The 16536-nt window shown below is 73.5% G+C and carries 13 protein-coding genes; 4 read left to right on the plus strand and 9 right to left on the minus strand.

What is annotated here, in order from left to right; translation table 11 throughout:
- The first annotated feature begins 1 nt into the window (after position 1).
- The 3 genes from ABD352_RS51270 to ABD352_RS51280 are packed head-to-tail and all read left to right on the plus strand — an operon-like array spanning position 2 to position 2510.
- On the plus strand, positions 2-976 hold the full coding sequence (locus ABD352_RS51270; RefSeq protein ID WP_344619958.1) for an ABC transporter ATP-binding protein: 975 nt from the start codon (positions 2-4) through the stop codon (positions 974-976).
- Positions 973-2043: an ABC transporter ATP-binding protein gene (locus tag ABD352_RS51275; protein WP_344619959.1), complete on the plus strand. Its 1071-nt coding sequence runs from the start codon at positions 973-975 to the stop codon at positions 2041-2043. The genes ABD352_RS51270 and ABD352_RS51275 overlap by 4 nt, the downstream gene beginning before the upstream one ends.
- The gene (locus ABD352_RS51280) at positions 2040-2510 is read left to right on the plus strand and encodes a PPOX class F420-dependent oxidoreductase (RefSeq protein ID WP_344619960.1); all 471 of its coding nucleotides are present in this window, start codon (positions 2040-2042) and stop codon (positions 2508-2510) included. Before ABD352_RS51275 ends, ABD352_RS51280 begins: the two co-directional genes overlap by 4 nt.
- A 409-nt stretch (positions 2511-2919) precedes the next feature.
- On the opposite strand, the gene ABD352_RS51285 is transcribed toward ABD352_RS51280, so the two are convergent.
- Both ABD352_RS51285 and ABD352_RS51290 read right to left on the minus strand, forming a co-directional pair.
- Positions 2920-5226 (minus strand): transketolase-like TK C-terminal-containing protein, encoded by a 2307-nt coding sequence (locus tag ABD352_RS51285; protein WP_344619961.1) that lies wholly within the window; start codon positions 5224-5226, stop codon positions 2920-2922.
- On the minus strand, positions 5223-6572 hold the full coding sequence (locus tag ABD352_RS51290; RefSeq protein WP_344619962.1) for an amidohydrolase: 1350 nt from the start codon (positions 6570-6572) through the stop codon (positions 5223-5225). The genes ABD352_RS51285 and ABD352_RS51290 overlap by 4 nt, the downstream gene beginning before the upstream one ends.
- Before the next feature lie 196 nt (positions 6573-6768).
- Here ABD352_RS51290 and ABD352_RS51295 point away from each other — a divergent pair, with 196 nt between their 5' ends.
- Entirely contained in the window at positions 6769-7626 is an 858-nt protein-coding gene (locus ABD352_RS51295) for a fumarylacetoacetate hydrolase family protein (protein WP_344619963.1), read from the plus strand.
- Between the two features lie 50 nt (positions 7627-7676).
- Here the strand turns inward: ABD352_RS51295 and ABD352_RS51300 are convergent, their stop codons facing one another.
- The 7 genes from ABD352_RS51300 to ABD352_RS51330 are packed head-to-tail and all read right to left on the minus strand — an operon-like array spanning position 7677 to position 16534.
- Positions 7677-9542: a S9 family peptidase gene (locus tag ABD352_RS51300; protein WP_344619964.1), complete on the minus strand. Its 1866-nt coding sequence runs from the start codon at positions 9540-9542 to the stop codon at positions 7677-7679.
- The gene (locus ABD352_RS51305) at positions 9535-10647 is read right to left on the minus strand and encodes a zinc-dependent alcohol dehydrogenase (protein ID WP_344619965.1); all 1113 of its coding nucleotides are present in this window, start codon (positions 10645-10647) and stop codon (positions 9535-9537) included. Before ABD352_RS51305 ends, ABD352_RS51300 begins: the two co-directional genes overlap by 8 nt.
- Entirely contained in the window at positions 10647-11639 is a 993-nt protein-coding gene (locus ABD352_RS51310) for a C-terminal binding protein (protein WP_344619966.1), read from the minus strand. The genes ABD352_RS51305 and ABD352_RS51310 overlap by 1 nt, the downstream gene beginning before the upstream one ends.
- Positions 11636-12760, minus strand: a complete 1125-nt coding sequence (locus ABD352_RS51315; protein ID WP_344619967.1) for an aminotransferase class V-fold PLP-dependent enzyme — start codon at positions 12758-12760, stop codon at positions 11636-11638. The genes ABD352_RS51310 and ABD352_RS51315 overlap by 4 nt, the downstream gene beginning before the upstream one ends.
- A gap of 2 nt (positions 12761-12762) precedes the next feature.
- Positions 12763-14649 (minus strand): dipeptide ABC transporter ATP-binding protein, encoded by a 1887-nt coding sequence (locus ABD352_RS51320; RefSeq protein ID WP_344619968.1) that lies wholly within the window; start codon positions 14647-14649, stop codon positions 12763-12765.
- Positions 14646-15536, minus strand: coding sequence for an ABC transporter permease (locus tag ABD352_RS51325; RefSeq protein WP_344619969.1), 891 nt, complete (start codon positions 15534-15536; stop codon positions 14646-14648). Before ABD352_RS51325 ends, ABD352_RS51320 begins: the two co-directional genes overlap by 4 nt.
- On the minus strand, positions 15533-16534 hold the full coding sequence (locus ABD352_RS51330; RefSeq protein WP_344619970.1) for an ABC transporter permease: 1002 nt from the start codon (positions 16532-16534) through the stop codon (positions 15533-15535). Before ABD352_RS51330 ends, ABD352_RS51325 begins: the two co-directional genes overlap by 4 nt.
- Between the last annotated feature and the right edge of the window lie 2 nt (positions 16535-16536).

The following is a 16536-nucleotide window of genomic DNA, read 5'->3' on the forward strand; positions in this document are numbered from 1 at the left end:
CATGGCCCTGCTGCACGTACACCGGTTGTCCACCGAGGTCGGCTCCGGCCCGGCTCCGGTCCGGGCGGTGCAGGACGTGAGCTTCAGCATCGAGGCCGGGCAGACCCTCGGCCTGGTCGGCGAGTCCGGCTGCGGCAAGACGATGACCGCGCGCAGTATCGCCAGCCTCCTGCCCGCCGACGCCCGGGTCACCGGCGGCGAGATCATCTTCGACGGACAGAACCTGCTCGCGCTGCCGGAGGCGGGCATGCGCGACATCCGGGGGCACCGGATCGGCTTCGTGTTCCAGGACCCGTCGACGAGCCTCAACCCCGTGTACACCATCGGCATGCAGGTCGCCGAACCGCTGCGCCAGCATCTCGGCCTCAGCCGCCGCAACGCCCGCGAACGCGCCACCGAGTTGCTGGCCCGGGTCGGCATCCCGAGCCCCCGGCTGCGGCTGGACGACTATCCGCACCAGCTCAGCGGCGGCATGCGACAACGGGTCATGATCGCAATCGCGCTTTCCTGCACGCCGCGGCTGCTCATCGCCGACGAGCCCACCACCGCGCTGGACGTGACGATCCAGGCACAGATCCTCGAGCTGATCCAGGAGCTCAGCAGCGAGACCGGTACCGCGGTCCTGCTGATCACCCACAACCTGGGAATCGCGGCCGGGATCTGCGACCGGATCGCGGTGATGTACGCCGGTCAGATCGTCGAGACCGGTGCCGTCGACAACCTGTTCTACACCCCGAAGATGCCCTACAGCTGGGGCCTGCTCGACGCGCTGCCGACGCTCTCCGACGACGAACGCCTGGTCCCGATCGAGGGCGGCCCACCCGACCTCGGCACGGCCATCGAGGGCTGCCACTTCGCTCCCCGCTGCCGCCACGTGCGGCCGGTGTGCCGACAGTCCGAACCAGCGCTGAGCCGGCGCGGCACCGGACACGACGCACGCTGCCACGCCACCGAACCCGAAGGATGGCTGCGATGAGCGCCACGGTCGAGGTCGAACACCTGCGGGTCACGTTCCGCACCGGGGCCGGTCTGCCCGGCCGACGGTCGGGCACCCTCACCGCCGTCAACGATGTCAACCTGACCATCCCGGCCGGACAGACGCTGGGCCTGGTCGGCGAGTCGGGCTCCGGCAAGAGCACGCTCGGCCAGGCAATGCTCCGCCTCGTACCGGCCAGCGGCCGGGTCCGCATCGGCGAGCGGGAAGTGCTGAGCCTGCCCCGCCGGGGTCTACGCCAGCTACGGGGCGAGGCGCAGATCGTGTTCCAGGATCCGTACGGCTCGCTCAACCCCCGGCAGCGCATCGGCGCGATCCTGGCCGAGCCGCTCGCGGTGCACCGCCTGCTGCCACCCCGCGACCGCCCGGCCCGGGTCCGGGAACTGCTCGACCTTGTCGGCCTGCGGCCCGACCTGGCCCGGCGGTACCCGCACCAGCTCTCCGGCGGTCAGCGGCAGCGGGTCGCGATCGCCCGCGCGATCGCCGTGAACCCCTCGTTCCTCGTCCTCGACGAACCGGTGTCCGCCCTCGACGTGTCGATCCAGGCCCAGGTGCTCAACCTGCTGGTCGACCTGCGCGCACGGTTCGGCCTGACCTACCTGTTCGTGGGCCACGACCTGGCCGTGGTCCGCCACGTCAGCGACCGTATCGCGGTGATGTACCTCGGCCGGATCGTCGAAGAGGCACCGGCCGGTGCGCTGCTGACCGCGTGTGCCCACCCGTACACGCGCGGGCTGGTTTCGGCGCTGCCGGTGGCCGACCCGGAGACCGAGCGGGTGCGGGAACGCATCGTCCTCACCGGTGACCTGCCGTCTCCGATCACGCCTCCGCCCGGCTGCGGCTTCCACCCGCGGTGCTGGCTCTACACCCAGCTCGGGCAGCCCGAGCGGTGCCGCTCCGACCGGCCGGAGCTCCGGGTCGTCGGGCCGGACCAGTCGGCCGCCTGCCACTTCAGCCAGGAGCTGGCGACCAGCCCGCTCGGCCGGGCCCCCGACGCGCTGACCCGCCGTCGCCACGTTCCCGTACCCGTCGAAGGGAGCTCCGGATGAGCCAGTTCGAGATCGCCGAGGTACCTCGCACCGCGGCCGCCGCCCCGCCCACGTTCGCCTTCGGTGACGAGCAGATGGCCGACTTCCTGGCCCGGATGCGCAACGCCGTGCTCGCCACCAACCGGCCCGACGGCAGCCCGCAGGTCACGCCCGCCTGGTACCACTGGGACGGCCAGGTCATGCGGATCAGCAGCCCCGGCTGGACCCTCAAGGTGCGCAACATCCGCCGCGACCCGCGGGTCAGCGTCTGCGTGGACGACCAGCTCAGCGGCACGTACGTGACCCTGTTCGGCATCGCCGAGATCGTGGACGGCCCGACCGTGCGCGACGAGTCCTGGCCGGTGCTGCTCAAGTACCTCCACGAGGACGAGGCGACCGTCCGCTGGATCCGGATCAACGCCGACAACGACCGGGTCGTCATCCGCATCACGCCGAATAAGATCATCTGGCGCAACGCGGTGCGTTGAGCCGCACCGCGCCGCGGCGTGGTGGGGAGGGGGACCCAGCGCGTCGCGGCGCATGGTCGGCAAAGACCAAACATCCAGACGTTTGTCCTTTGACGTCGTCCACGAACGAGAGCCGCAACCCGACCGGGTCGCTGAAGGACCGCGCGTCGGCCCTGGCGGTGGAGATCGCCGCGCGTGCCGGCTTCACCGACGTGCCGACCCAGGTGCTCGGCCGCTCCCGGACCGGTCACCGCGCGACGCTCGCCGAGCTGACCAGGAGCTCGCGATCCTCCGCGACGGGTCCGACGAGCAGTACACCGACTACGCGCACACCGTCCACATCCACGAGGAGACGCTGCGACCACCCGTGGGCCGCCGCGGCCGTCGACGACGGTACCTCCGGTGAGCAACGAGGCCGTGGTGGTGGGGCTCAGCCATGGAGGCTCAACGCCGACAGCGCCGCGTTGACGATCGCGCCCGGCTGGAGGTCGTGGATCTCGTAGAGGTCGTGGACCGTACCGGACTGGCCGAAGCCGTCGACGCCCAGCGGTACGCACGGCACACCGAGCGCCGAGCCGAGCCAGGCCATGGTGTGCGAGGCCGCGTCGTGCACGGTCACCAGCGGCGCGCGGTCGGCGAAGACCGTACGCATCGCGCCGGGCAGTGCCGGTACGCGCGCGCTGCGGATGCCGTCGCGTACGGCGGCCCGCCAGCCGGCGTAGAGCCGGTCGAGCGATGTGACGTCGACGACGTGCACCGCGATCCCCTCGTCGGTCAATTCGTCGGCGGCCGCGAGCACCTCGGGCAGGACCGCGCCGCTACCGACCACGTACACGACGGGCGCGCCCGTGACGGCCGGGTCGCCGCCGTCGCGCAGCCGGTAGGCGCCGGCAAGCACCTGGCGGCGCAGCACCGCGTCGCCGAGCCGGGCCCGGGCCGCCTCGAACGGCGCCTGGTCGATCGGCCGGGTGGTGAGCCGGAAGTAGAAGGCGCCGCGGCCCTCGGCGACCGCGCCGAGGGCGTCGCAGAGCTGCCAGTCGAGGGCGGTGCCGTATGCCGGCTCGGCAAACGTGACGCCCGGCAGTTCGAGGCCGATCGAGGCGGTCAACGTCGACTGGTGCGCACCGCCCTCCGGCGCGAGGGTGACGCCCGACGGGGTGCCGGCGACGACGAAGCTGGCCCCGCTGTAGGCCGCGTAGATGAACGCGTCGAGGCCACGGCAGACGAAGGGGTCGTAGACCGTGCCGACCGGCAGGAGCGGCTGGCCCGACAGCTCGCCGGCCAGTCCGAGCTGGCCGAGGAGCATGAACAGGTTCATCTCGGAGATGCCGAGCTCGATGTGCTGACCGCGGGGGCCCTCGACCCAGCGCAGCATCGGGTCCGACGACCAGGTCGTGCGCTCGTCGGGGTGGAAGATCCCGGTGCGGTTGATGAAGCCGGCGAGGTTGGTCGAGGTGGCCACGTCGGGTGCCGTGGTCACGAGGTGTGGGCCGACCGCCGGGTCGCGGGCGAGGTCGGTGAGCACCCGGCCGAAGACTTCCTGGGTGGCGGCCCGCTGCCCCACCCGTACCCCCGATCGCGCCGGCACCGTTGCCCGCGGACCCGGCGGCGTCGGCCGCGGCGGTGCGGCGGCACGGTCCGCGACGATCGCGCCCGCGGGGGTCGCGGGATCGATGCGGTCCCACTCCGTCGCGACGGTCAGGCCCGTCGCCGCGCGCAGCGCGTCGATCTGGTCGCCGCTGAGCAGCGCGGAATGGTTGCGCGGATGACCCGCGGCGGGGAGGTTCCAGCCCTTGACCGTGTATGCGAACACGACGCTCGGCCGGTCGGTTACGCGGTCACACTCGGCGTAGGCCCGCAGGAGCGCCTCGATGTCGTGGCCGCCGAGGTCCTGCAGGAGCCCGGCGAGCTCGGCGTCGGGCACGTCGGCGACGGCCGCGGCGACCTCGGCGGGCGCGCCGTCGAGGAACTGCTTGCGCAGCGGCTCGCCGTCGATGCCGAACAGCGACTGGTAGCGCTCGTTGGGCATCCGGTCGAGCCAGTCGCGCAGGGCCGGCCCGTGCTCCCGGGCGAACGCGGCGCGCAGGCGGGAGCCGTACTTGACCTCGACCACGTGCCATCCGGCGGCGGCGAACTGCGCTGCCCACTGTGCGACGCGGATGCCGGGCACGACCCGGTCGAGCGACTGGCGGTTGAGGTCGACGACCCACATCACGTTGCCGAGGCCGGTGGTCGCGGGGTCGGCCACGGCCTCCCACACGCTGCCCTCGTCGAGCTCCGCGTCGCCGATGACCGCCACGAACCGTGCCGCCTCGCGCGGGCCGAAGTGGGCGTCGACGTACCGGCGGGTCGCGGCGGCGAACAGCGGCGCGGCGGCGCCGAGCCCGACGGAGCCGGTGGAGAAGTCGACGCCGTCGGGATCCTTCGTACGCGAGGGGTACGCCTGCAGCCCGCCGCGACTGCGCAGCCGGGTGAGATAGGACCGGTCGAGGTTGCCCAGCAGGTACTGGATGGCGTGGTACACCGGCGCGGCGTGCGGCTTGACCGATACCCGGTCGGCGGGGCGCAGGTGGGCGAAGTAGAGGGCGGTGAGCACCGAGACCAGCGACGCCGACGACGCCTGGTGGCCGCCGACCTTCACGCCGTCGCCGGTGTCGCGCTCGCGGTTGGCGGCGTCGACCATCCGGACGGCGAGCCAGAGCACCCGCCGCTCGATGGCGCGCAATGCGTCGATCATGCCGGTTCCCCCTGGGTCGACAGCGGTGCGGGCAGGAACGCGAGGGCGGCCCCGACGAGGGTCTCGACGCCGCGGCGCAGCGTGGGCAGCCGGTCCGGGGCGTAGTAGGGCGTGTGCTGGCCGGGCATCCGGGCGATGCGCTCGCGCAGGTCGCCGCTCGCCGCGTCCCAGAGCCCGGCGGCGGTGCTGCCGTAGAACCACATCGACACCGGGATCGCCGGGCCGGCGTAGTAGCGCCCGTCGCCGGGCTCGCCGTAGTAGGCGAAGTCTTCGCTGCCCTTGTTGGGCCACGGCAGGTCGACCATGTCGTCGGCCGGGAACAGGTCGGCGTGCACGGCCCGTACCCGGGCGGTGACGTCGGCGTCGTTGCGGACCGGGAGGGTCTGCTCGAGCAGCTCGATGTCGGGTGACCGGGGCGCCCGGCCGGCCTCGGCGACCCCGCGCACGATCCGTTCCATCGCGGTCTGCAGCTGGTCCATCACCGCCTCGGACGTGCCGCGCAGGGTGACCTCGAGCACCGCCTCGGCCGGAATGATGTTGGGCCGGGTGCCGGCGTGGACGGAGCCCACGGTCAGCACGGTCATCTCGTCGGGGTCGACCTCGCGCGAGACGACCGTCTGCAGCATGACGATGGTCTGGGCGGCGAGCACGACCGGGTCGACCGACCAGTGTGGGGCCGCGCCGTGCGCGCCGCTGCCGTGGATGGTGATCCGGAAGTTGCGGCACGCCGAGTAGGCGAGCCCGGGCCGGTGGTGCACCATCCCGGCGCGCGTGATGGCGCAGTGCTGGGCGAGCACGACGTCCGGGCGTGGGAAACGGCCGTCCCTGCGGAACAGGCCGTCGGCGAGCATCGCCTTGGCGCCCTGCATCGACTCCTCGGCCGGCTGGGCGATGAGCACGAGCGTGCCGGACCACAGCTCGCGGCGCGCGGCGAGGAGCTGTGCGGCCCCGACCAGGCTCGCGGTGTGCAGGTCGTGACCGCAGGCGTGCATGACCGGCACGGTGGTGCCGTCGGCGCGGGTGGCGACGGCGGTGCTCGCGTACGGCAGGCCGGTGTCCTCGGCGATCGGCAGCGCGTCGAAGTCGGCGCGCACGGCCACCACCGGCCCGGCCCCGTTGGCGAGCACACCGACGACGCCATGGCCGCCGACGGCCGGGGTCACCGCGAGGCCGGCGGCGGCGTACCGCTCGGCGATGACGCCGGCCGTGCGCGCCTCGGCACCGGACAGCTCGGGGTTGGCGTGCAGGTCGCGGTAGAGCGTGTCGACGGCCGGCAGGACCAGGTCGAGGTCGTTGAGGGCCACGCGGGCCCGGCCGGCGGCCTCCTGCGGGGATTCGGTCACCATCGGTTGCCTCTCGGGTGGAGTCCGTGCGCCGATCGGGTCGTTGCCCGGGCCTGTTCGAGCCACAGACTAGCTTTCGTTCTTGGGTCGACTCAAGGAACAGTCGGCAGGTTTTCGAAAATCTATTGACTCGTCGAACACATCAGCGTGATGCTGTAGCGGGCCGGCGGCCGGCCCCTCGGTGAGCAAGGAGCGGCACATGCGGATCGCGAACGTCGACGGCCGGCTGACCATCGTCACGGAGGCCGGCGGCATCGACGTCGAGCGGGCGAGCGGAGGCCGGTTCCTGGCCGACCCGGCCGCGGTGTACTCCTGCTGGGCCGAGTTCCGGGCATGGGCCGGCTCGCTCGACGACACCGTCGACGTCACACCCATCGACGAGGCCACGCTCGGCGCCCCGTCGCCACGACCGGCGCAGGTCTTCGCAGTCGGCCTCAACTACGGGAAGCACGCGATCGAGGCGGGCTACGAGATCCCCGAGGTCCCGATCACGTTCACCAAGTTCCCGACGTGCATCACGGGCCCGCACGGCGACCTGCCGATCCCCGGCGACACGGTCGACTGGGAGGTCGAGCTCGTCGCGGTGGTCGGGACGCGGGCGACGCGCGTCTCCGTCGACAACGCGTGGCGCCACATCGCGGGCCTCACGGTCGGGCAGGACTACTCCGAGCGGCGGGTGCAGACACTCGGGCAGACGCCCCAGTTCAGCCTCGGCAAGTCGTTCCCCGGCTTCGGCCCGACCGGTCCGTGGCTGGTCACGCTCGACGAGTTCGACAACGTCGACGACCTCGCCCTCGAGTGCACGGTCAACGGCGAGCTGATGCAGTCCGGCCGCACCCGCGACATGATCGTCTCGGTGCCCGGCATTGTGTCGCGCCTGTCGGCGGTGTGCACGCTGCTGCCCGGCGACCTCATCTTCACCGGCACGCCTGACGGCGTCGGCTCCGGACGGACGCCACCGGTGTACCTGCGCCCAGGCGACGAGGTGGTCAGCACGATCGAGCGGATCGGCGCGATCCGCCAGCGGTGCGTCGACTCGGCGCACGCCGCCATCTAGGCGGTCCTGCGCCTCGGCGGGCTGCTCTTCCTCGCCGTGCGCGGGCGCGGCTACTGAGTCTCCCGCGGGTCCGGGCACAGGTGGCGGTCGAGGAAGCGATCGACGGCCGCGGCCCGGCGGGCCCGGCTCGACGGGCGGCCGTGCAGGTTCATCAGGTGCCCCTCGCCCGGGATGCGGACGAGTTCGACGTCCCGGCCGAGGGTGCGCAGCGCCGCGTGCATCTGCTCGCTCTGCGCCACCGGACACACCTGGTCGTGCTCGGCGTGGACGAGCAGCAGCGGCGTGGCGATGCGGTCGGCGTGCACGAGCGGCGACCGGTCCACGAACCGCGACGACGTCCAGGGCCTGCCGCCCATCGGCAGGTCCCAGAACGTCGGCGCACCGGCGCCCACCCCCCACGCCGCGACGAAGTCGCTGATGCCGTTCTCGCTGACCGCGGCCGCGAACCGGGTACTGTGCGCGACGGCCCACTGGGTCATGAACCCGCCGTAGCTGACGCCCCAGATCGCCGTGCGCTGTGCGTCCACGGTGGGCAGCGCGGTCGCCGCGTCGACCGCCGCGCACACGTCCGACCAGTCGGTGCCGCCCCAGTCACCGCGGATGGCGGCGGCGAACGCCTCGCCGTAGCCCTGGCTGCCGCGCGGGTTGAGGGTCAGCACCGCGTATCCGCGCGCGGCCAGCCGCTGGACCTCGGCGGTGTACCGCCAGCCGACCGCGCCGTGCGGGCCGCCGTGCACGTTGACCAGCAGCGGCCGGGTCGCGTCGCCGGGCGCCACGGTCAGCCAGGCGTCGATCGCGACGCCGTCGCCGGCCCGCACGGGCAGCGACGCCATCGGGAGGGCGCGACGCGCGGCGTCGGGGTTGGCGTCGGTCACCGCGCGCGAGCGGCCCGACGCCTCGTCGGCGACGTGGACGTCGCCCGGGTTGGCCGCGTCGCTGCGCACGAACGCGACCCGGCCGCCGCCGACGGTGGGGGACAGGCAGGCGTGGGCGCCGTCGAAGGCAAGGCCGCCGGTGTCCGCCGCCGGGGCGAACCAGGCGAGCGGGCCGCACCCGCCGACAGCGACTTCGGCGTAGATCCGGCCGGTCGCCGCCGACCAGACGACGGGCGCGTCGCCGGTGCCGCGCGGGTCGTCGCCGCGCACCGGGTTGCCGAGGCCGTGTACCCACGCGGCGGTCAGGTCGGCCGGGGCGTGCCCGGCGCGGTCGGTCAGCCAGAGACGCAGGTTGACGTCGCCGGCGTCGCCGTGCCGGTGGCCCAGGTAGGCCAACCGGCTCCCGTCGGGACTCCACGCGAAGCCGCGGACCGGTCCCGCGCCGTCGGTGATCCGGGTGACCGGGCCCGCCCCGGCGGCGGCGTCGACATGGCACAGGTCGGGCCATGCGCCGAACCGGGTCGTGAGGAAGCCCAGCCGCGCGCCGTCCGGTGACCACTGTGGACCGTAGGCGTCGCCGGTGACCGCCCATAGCGGACGACCTCGGTCGTCGACCACCCGGACGCGTCGGTGGCGCCGGTACAGGCCGGGCAGGCCGTCGACCCGGGATCCATCGGGCGACTCGACCAGCGCGACGTGGGTGAACGCCAGCCGCGTGCCGTCCGGTGACCAGGCCGGCTCCGTCACCTGTCCGCCGTCGGCGGTCGCCAGCCGCTGCGCCGCGCCGGTCGCCGTGTCGACCAGCCACAGCGCGGCGCCGCGGCATATCGCCAACCGGCGGCCGTCGGGCGACCAGCGCGGCGCGGCGCCCTCGCCGAACCAGGTCGTCGGCCCGCCGCTGGCCGGTACGACGCCGACCCGGGACGCGACGGCGTCGGCGGCGTGGTCGAGCGCGCGCTCGACGTACGCCACCCGGTCGCCGGCCGGCGACAGCCGCGGGTCGTCCAGCCAGCGCAGGTCGGCGCTCCGTTCGTCAGCCACCGAAGTCGAGCACTGCCGTGAGCGGGGAGTCGTCGGTGAACAGCGCGCGGTAGGCCGAGGGCGCGTCGGCGAACGGTACGCGTACCGCCTTCATCACGGCCAGGTCGAGGCGTCCCTCAGCGAGCAGGCGAACGAAGTGGCCCATGTTGCGGTTCTCGGTCCAGCGCACGGCATTGACCGGCAGGTCGACGTTGTTCTCCTCGTACACCGGGTCGTAGCGGCCGGGGCCGTAGGCGACCGACGGCACGAACGTGGCCTGTGCGGCGAAGAACCGCTTGCGGTCGAGGTCCATGCCGAAGTCGCCGAGCGCCACCACGCGCCCGCCCGGGCGCAGCAGGTCGAACGCGAAGTTGACCAGCGTACTGCCGGGGTCGGCGGCCGCCACGATCACCGCGTCGACGCCGAACCCGCCGGTCAGCGCCCGTACCCGCGCGAGCCCCTCCGCGCCGGTATCGGAGAGCGTCGCGACGGCACCCAGCGCGGTCGCGAGCGCGAGTCGCTCGGTGTTGGTGTCGAGCGCGACCACGTAGATGCCGGCCGACGCCGCCAGCTGCGCGATGAGCAGGCCCAGCATGCCGCTGCCGAAGACCGCGACGGTTTCGCCGAAGCGGCAGCCGGTCCGGCGGAGGGCCTCGATGGAGACCGCGCCGAGGGTGACGTGCGCGGCCGCCTCCAGCGGGACCGCCTCCGGGACCGGAACCGTCAGGCTGCGCGGCACGGCGACGAGCTCGCAGTGGTACGCACACTGGCTGCCGCTGCACGCGACCCGGTCGCCGGGCCGCAGGTCGAGCACGTCGTCGCCGACCGCCACGACGGTACCGGCGAGGCTGTAGCCGAGCGACGCGGCGTCGGTCGGCGGCATCTGCGGCATCCGGGTCTGTCCGCGCACCCCGCCCGAGCGGATGGTGCGCCACTCGTACGCCGCGTTGGGATACTCGTGGGCCTCGGCCACGTTGGTCCGGGTGGCCCGGACGATCGACCGCTCGGTGCCCGGGCTGATCACCGAGTAGCGCGGGCGGACGACCACGTCACCGGGCCCGGGAGTCGGGTCCGGCACCTCCCGGAGGAGGATCTCGCCACCCTGCGCGAGCACCCGGCGCGCCATCAGCGTGCCCCCTGCGCGACGCCACGCGCGTGTGGGCGGACCTGCGGGTTGACGATCGACCCGGCCCAGCCGGTGCGGAGCCACTCGACGGTGGCGCCGCACACCTCGCGGCGCAGGTCGCGCACCGCCTGCGGCGAGTTGGCCCCCTCGTGCGGGGTGAGGATGACGTTGTCGCGGCCGCGCAACGGGTTGTCGGCCGGCAGCGGCTCCTGCTCGAACACGTCCAGCGCCGCGGCGCCGAGCCGGCCGGCGTCGAGCGCCTCGACCAGCGCCTCCTGCCGGACGATGCCGCCCCGGCTGGTGTTGACGAGCGCGGCGTGCGGCTTCATCAGCGCGAGCGTGCCGGTGTCGAACAGGTACCGGCTGGTCTCGGTCAGCGGCACGTGGACGCTGACGAAGTCGGACTCGCGCAGCAGTTCCTCGAGGTTCACGAGGCGTACGGGCGCGTCGATCGTGGGCGCGACCGGGTCGTAGCCGAGCACGTTCGCGCCGAACGCGGACGCGATCCGCGCGACGCGGCCGCCGATCCGCCCCAGTCCGATCACGCCCACCGTGCTGCCGGCCAGCCGCCGGTGCGGTGCCGGCCCGTGGCGCCACAGTCCCTGCTGGCCCTGGCGGTCGCGGTGGACGACCTGGCGGGAGAGCGCGAGCAGCAGCGCGAGCGCGTGCTCGGCGACGTCCTCGGTGCAGTACGACGGCGCGTTGGCCACCGCGATGCCGAGCTCCGTCGCCGCCGCCACGTCGAACTGGTCGTAGCCGACGCCCCAGCGGATCGCGAGGCCGAGGCGCGGCAGCCGGGCCAGGACGTCGCGGGTCAGGTGCGGTGTCCACTCGAGCCAGATCACGTCGGCGTCCCGCGCCGCATCGACCAGGGCATCGCCGTCGGCGGCACGGATCACGGTCAGATCGGCGCCGACCTCGGCGAGGGCGGCCACCTCGTCGTCGTACGGCGCGAGATCGCCGACGTACTCGACCTGCACGACTGAACTCATTGCGGGCTACCTCCGGAACTCTGCGGGTGTTGCGGAACGAACGGCGCGAGTACGTCGGCGACGTGCCGGGCCTGGGACGTGTCGTTGTAGAGGTGGAAGGAGAGGCGGACCTGGGCGCCCGTGCCGGTGCCGGCCGGCGGCGGCACCGACGTGACGATGCCGGCCGCACGCAGCGTGGCGGCGGCCGCGTCGCGGTCCACCACCGGGACCGCGAGCACCGACGAGCCGGTCGGTGGCAGCCCGAGCAGCTTGGCCGTCTCGTTGGCGAGGCTCACGCACCAGTCCCGGCGCTCGGCCGCCGGCACGCCCACGAGGAACTCCAGGGCCGCGACCGCGCCGACCCAGGCGTGCCAGGCGAGCGAGACGTCGTACCGCGCCGCGGTACCGGCGAGGTCGGCGAGGGTCGGGCCGTAGTAGTGCCCGTACGCGTCGCCGGCAGACCGCCACGACGCGACGGCCGGCGGCACGTCGTCCCACCGCTCCCGCGCGACGCGCATCAGCGCGACGCCGCGCGGGCAGAGCAGGTGCTTGTACGCCGCGACAAGGACGTAGTCGAGGCCGAGCGCTTCGGCGTCGACCGGCAGCACGCCGGCCGCGTGCGTGGCGTCGACGAGCACGGCCGCGCCGACCGAGCGGGCCGCGGCGGCGACCGAGGGGAGGTCTTGCACCCGGCCGTCGTTGGAGCGCACGTGGCTCGTCGCCACCAGCGTTGTCCCCGGGCCGACCTCGGCGGCGAGCGCGTCGAACGGCACCTGGCGGACGCTGACACCGCGGTGGCGGGCCGCGACGAGCGCGGGCAGCAGCACCGACGCGAACTCGCCCTCGGCGGTCAGGATTTCGTCGCCCGGCGACAGCGAGCCGAAGACGACGCCCGCGCCGACCGAGACGGCCGGCAGCAACGCGATCTCGTCGGCCGGTGCGCCGAGCAGCGGGCCGGCCGCGACCCGGCACCGCTCCGCCTTGACGTCCCAGTCGTTGACCCAGTCCGCCGACCCGTCGCGCCACGCGGCGAGAGCCCCGTCCAGGGCGGCGATGGTGCCGGCGGTGGGCAGCCCGTACCCGGCGGTGTTGAGGTACGTGCGGGGCAGCGGCGCGAACTCGGTACGAGCGGCGGGATGCACGGTCAGGACCCCCCACCAAGAAACTCCGCGGCCCGCTCCGGGTTGGGGACCGCCGCGATCAACTCCATCGTGTACGGATGCGCGGGCGCCCGGAGCAGCCGCGTGGTCGGCCCCGCTTCCCGGATCACCCCGTGCTGCATGATGATCGCCTCGTCCGCGACCGCCCGCAGCACGCCGAGGTCGTGGGTCACGAACACCACGGTCAGCTCCCGCTCGGCCTGCAGGCCCACGAGGAGCTCGAGGATCGACGCCTGGACCGACACGTCGAGCGCCGAGGTGACCTCGTCGCAGAGCAGGACCTCGGGCTCGGCCAGCAGCGCCCGGCCGATCGCGATCCGCTGGCGTTGCCCGCCCGACAGGTGTCGCGGGAACCGGTCGAGCAGGTCCGGCGAGAGCCGCACCTGGCGCATCATCGCGGCGACCGCGTCGCGCCGGTCGCGCCGGGCGATGTCGGGCCGGAACAGCTTGAGCGGCCGTTCGAGCGACTGGTAGACGGTGTGCCGGGGGTTGAGGGTGGCGTCGGGGTTCTGGAACACGATCTGGATCGCCCGGCGCAGCGCGACGGGACGCTCACCGGCGAGCCCCGGCAGGGCCGCACCGCGATAGGTGATCGTGCCCGACGACGGCCGCACCAGGCCGGCGATCGCCCGCAGCAGCGTCGACTTGCCGCTGCCGCTCTCTCCCGCGATACCCAGCGCGCGGCCCGCCGGTACCCGCACCGAGACGTCGTCGACGGCCACGAACGGCTCGCCCGAGCCGGGCCGGGCGAAGACGACGCCGACTCCGTCGACGGCGAGGATCGCGTCGCCTGCCGTCGCGGCCGCCTCCGCCGGCCGTGCCTCCGCCGGCCGTGCCGTCGCCCTGGCAGGGGCCGGTTCGGCGGCCGGGTCGAACGGCTGGAGGTCGTCGAGGCGGACACACCGCGCGGTGCGCCCGCCCGCGAGGGTGAGCAGCGGGACGTCGATGTCGCAGGCCGCGTCGCGCAGGTGGCAGCGCTCCGCGAACCCGCAGACGTGCACCGGCACGGACGGGCGGGGGATACCCGGAATGCCGTGCAGCGGCCGGTCCGAGGCGATCGTCGGCACGGCGCCGATCAGCGCGGCGGTGTACGGGTGCCGCGGCGCCGCGTACACCTCGGCCGCCACGCCCTGCTCGACGACCTGGCCGGCGTACATGATGGCCAGCTCGTCGCAGACGGTCGCGAGCAGCGCGAGGTTGTGGCTCACGTAGAGCGCGGCGATGCCCGCGTCGCGGGCGAGCGCCACGATCAGCCGGTTGACATGGGCCTGGGTGACCACGTCGAGGCCGGTCGTCGGCTCGTCGAGGATGAGGACCTCGGGCTCGACCGACAGCGCCAGCGCGAGCGCGACCCGCTGCTGTTGGCCGCCGCTGAACTGGTGCGGGTACTTGTGCAGCGCGGTCTCGGGCTCGGGGATCTCGACCCGGCCGAGCCACTCGACGCTGCGCTGGACGGCCGTCGCCGTGTCGAGGCCGCGGTGGCGGCGGAGCACCTCGACGAAGTGCCGCTGGACGGTCAGCGCCGGGTTGAGCGAGGTGGCGGTGTCCTGCGGCAGGTACGCCAGCCGCGCGCCCCAGACCTTGCGCAGCTCCTTGATCGAGGCGCGGTTGAGGTCCTGGCCGTCGAACGCGACCCGGCCGGCGAGCGTCTCCTGGCCCGCGACCCGGTAGCCGAGCAGGGACAGCGCGAGCGTGCTCTTGCCGGATCCGGACTCGCCGGCCAGGCCGAGGATCCGCCCGGGCCGCAGACGTACCGACACGTCGGCGAGGACCTGGGTCAGCCCTTCGCGCGAGCGGTAGCCGACGGAGAGGCCGTCCGCGGCCAGGTCGCCGTCGCGTTGCGCGGGGATCCGCGCGGTCTGCGCCGTCATACCATCAGCCGTTCGTGCATGCGGTCGCCGAAGAACTGCGTCAGCGCGTCGGCGATGAGGTTGACCGCGATCGCCAGGACGCCGATCAGCAGCGCGGGCACGAGGACGCCGATCGGCGAGACCAGCAGGAGCGTCCGGTTCTGGGCCACCATCACGCCCCAGTTGGAGCTGGGCGGCTGCACGCCGAGCCCGAGGAAGCTCAGCGAGGCGATGAACATGATGGCGTAGGTGAACCGCAGCGCGATCTCCACGAGCAGGGTCGGCCCGATGTTCGGGGTGATCTCGCGGAACAGGATCCAGCCCAGCGACTCGCCCCGCGCGCGGGCGGCCAGCACGAACTCGCGTGGCGCGATGGCCTGCGTCGAGGAGCGGATCACCCGCGTGATGTAGGGGGCGTAGACCACCGCGACCGCGGTGACCACCACTGCGCCGCCGCCGCCGAACGCCGCGACCACGACGAGGACCGCGAGGTACGAGGGAATGGCCAGGGCGATGTTGATGACCCAGGTGACCACCGCGTCGACCTTGCCGCCGAGGTAGCCGGAGACCAGGCCGACGAGCGTGGCGACCACCATCGCGGCGGAGACCGCGACCAACGGCAGGAGGATCACCGAGGCGCCGCCGTGCAGCACCCGGCTGAGGATGTCGCGGCCGTAGGCATCGGTGCCGAGCCAGTGCTCGGCGGACGGGCCGAGGATGGGCTGGTCGCTGATCTCGTTGGGTGTGTCCGGCGCGACGAACGGCCCGATCACGACCAGCAGCAGGAGCAGCAGGAGCAGTGCGACGCCGAGGCCGCCCTGCGGGATGGCGAGGAAGCTGCGCCACCCGCGCCGGCGGGGCGCTGCGACATCGCCCGCGGTGACGGTGCGCAGGATGTCAGCGCTCATCGAACTGCGTCCCGGAGCTTCGGGGTCACGTACACGACGATCGCGTCGGCGACCAGGTTGGCGATCACGAACAGCGCGCCGATCATCAACGCGAGCGCCTCGACGACGGGCGCGTCGCGTGACGCGGCCGACTGCGCGAGTAACTGGCCCATGCCCGGGAACCCGAAGAGGGTCTCGGCAACCACCACGCCTCCGATCAGACCGGCGAACTGAAGGCCCAGCGCGGTGACCACCGGCGGGGCCGCGTTGGGCAGGATGTGCCGCAGGGACAGCGACGGCTCGGTGACCCCGCGCAGTACCGCCGCCCGCACGTAGGTCTCCGACGCCACCTCGCGGGCGTTGGCCCGCATCAGGCGGATGATGTAAGGCACCGTGCCGAGCGCGATCGTGACGCCGGGCAGCACGTACGCCGTCGGGCTGTCGAACAGGCCGCCGGCGCTGACCGCGGTCGAGTCGACCGGGAGCCAGCCGAGCCAGATCCCCAGCACGATGGCCAGGATCAGACCGAGCACGAACTCCGGGAACGCCGCGACGATCAGCGTCACGAACGTGAGCGACGCGTCCTTGCGGCCACGCAGCCGGACGCCGGAGTAGAGCCCGATCGGCACCGCGACGACGACGGTGAGCAGCCAGGCGAACAGCACCAGCACGATGGACGGGCCGAGCCGGGGCGAAATGACGTCCCAGACCGGGCCGTTGGACTGGTACGAGATGCCGAGGTCGCCGCGGAAGAGCCCGCCGAGCCAGTCGAGGTAGCGCACCACGACGGGCTTGTCGAGGCCGTGGATCTGCTGGAAGGCGGTCACCTGGGCGTCGGTGGCGTACTGGCCGAGGATGTCGCGGGCCGGGTCGCCGGCGATCGCGGTCAGCCCGAAGATCACTACGGTGATCGCGAAGAGCGTGACCACGAGCGTGCCGAGCTGGCGGACGAGGTACGGCAGGCGGCGGGGCGCCCTGCGTGTGCGAGGGCGCCCGGCCTGTGCGGCGGTCTGCGTCATGG

The sequence above is a fragment of the Dactylosporangium salmoneum genome, assembly GCF_039532525.1.
GTDB lineage: Bacteria > Actinomycetota > Actinomycetes > Mycobacteriales > Micromonosporaceae > Dactylosporangium > Dactylosporangium salmoneum.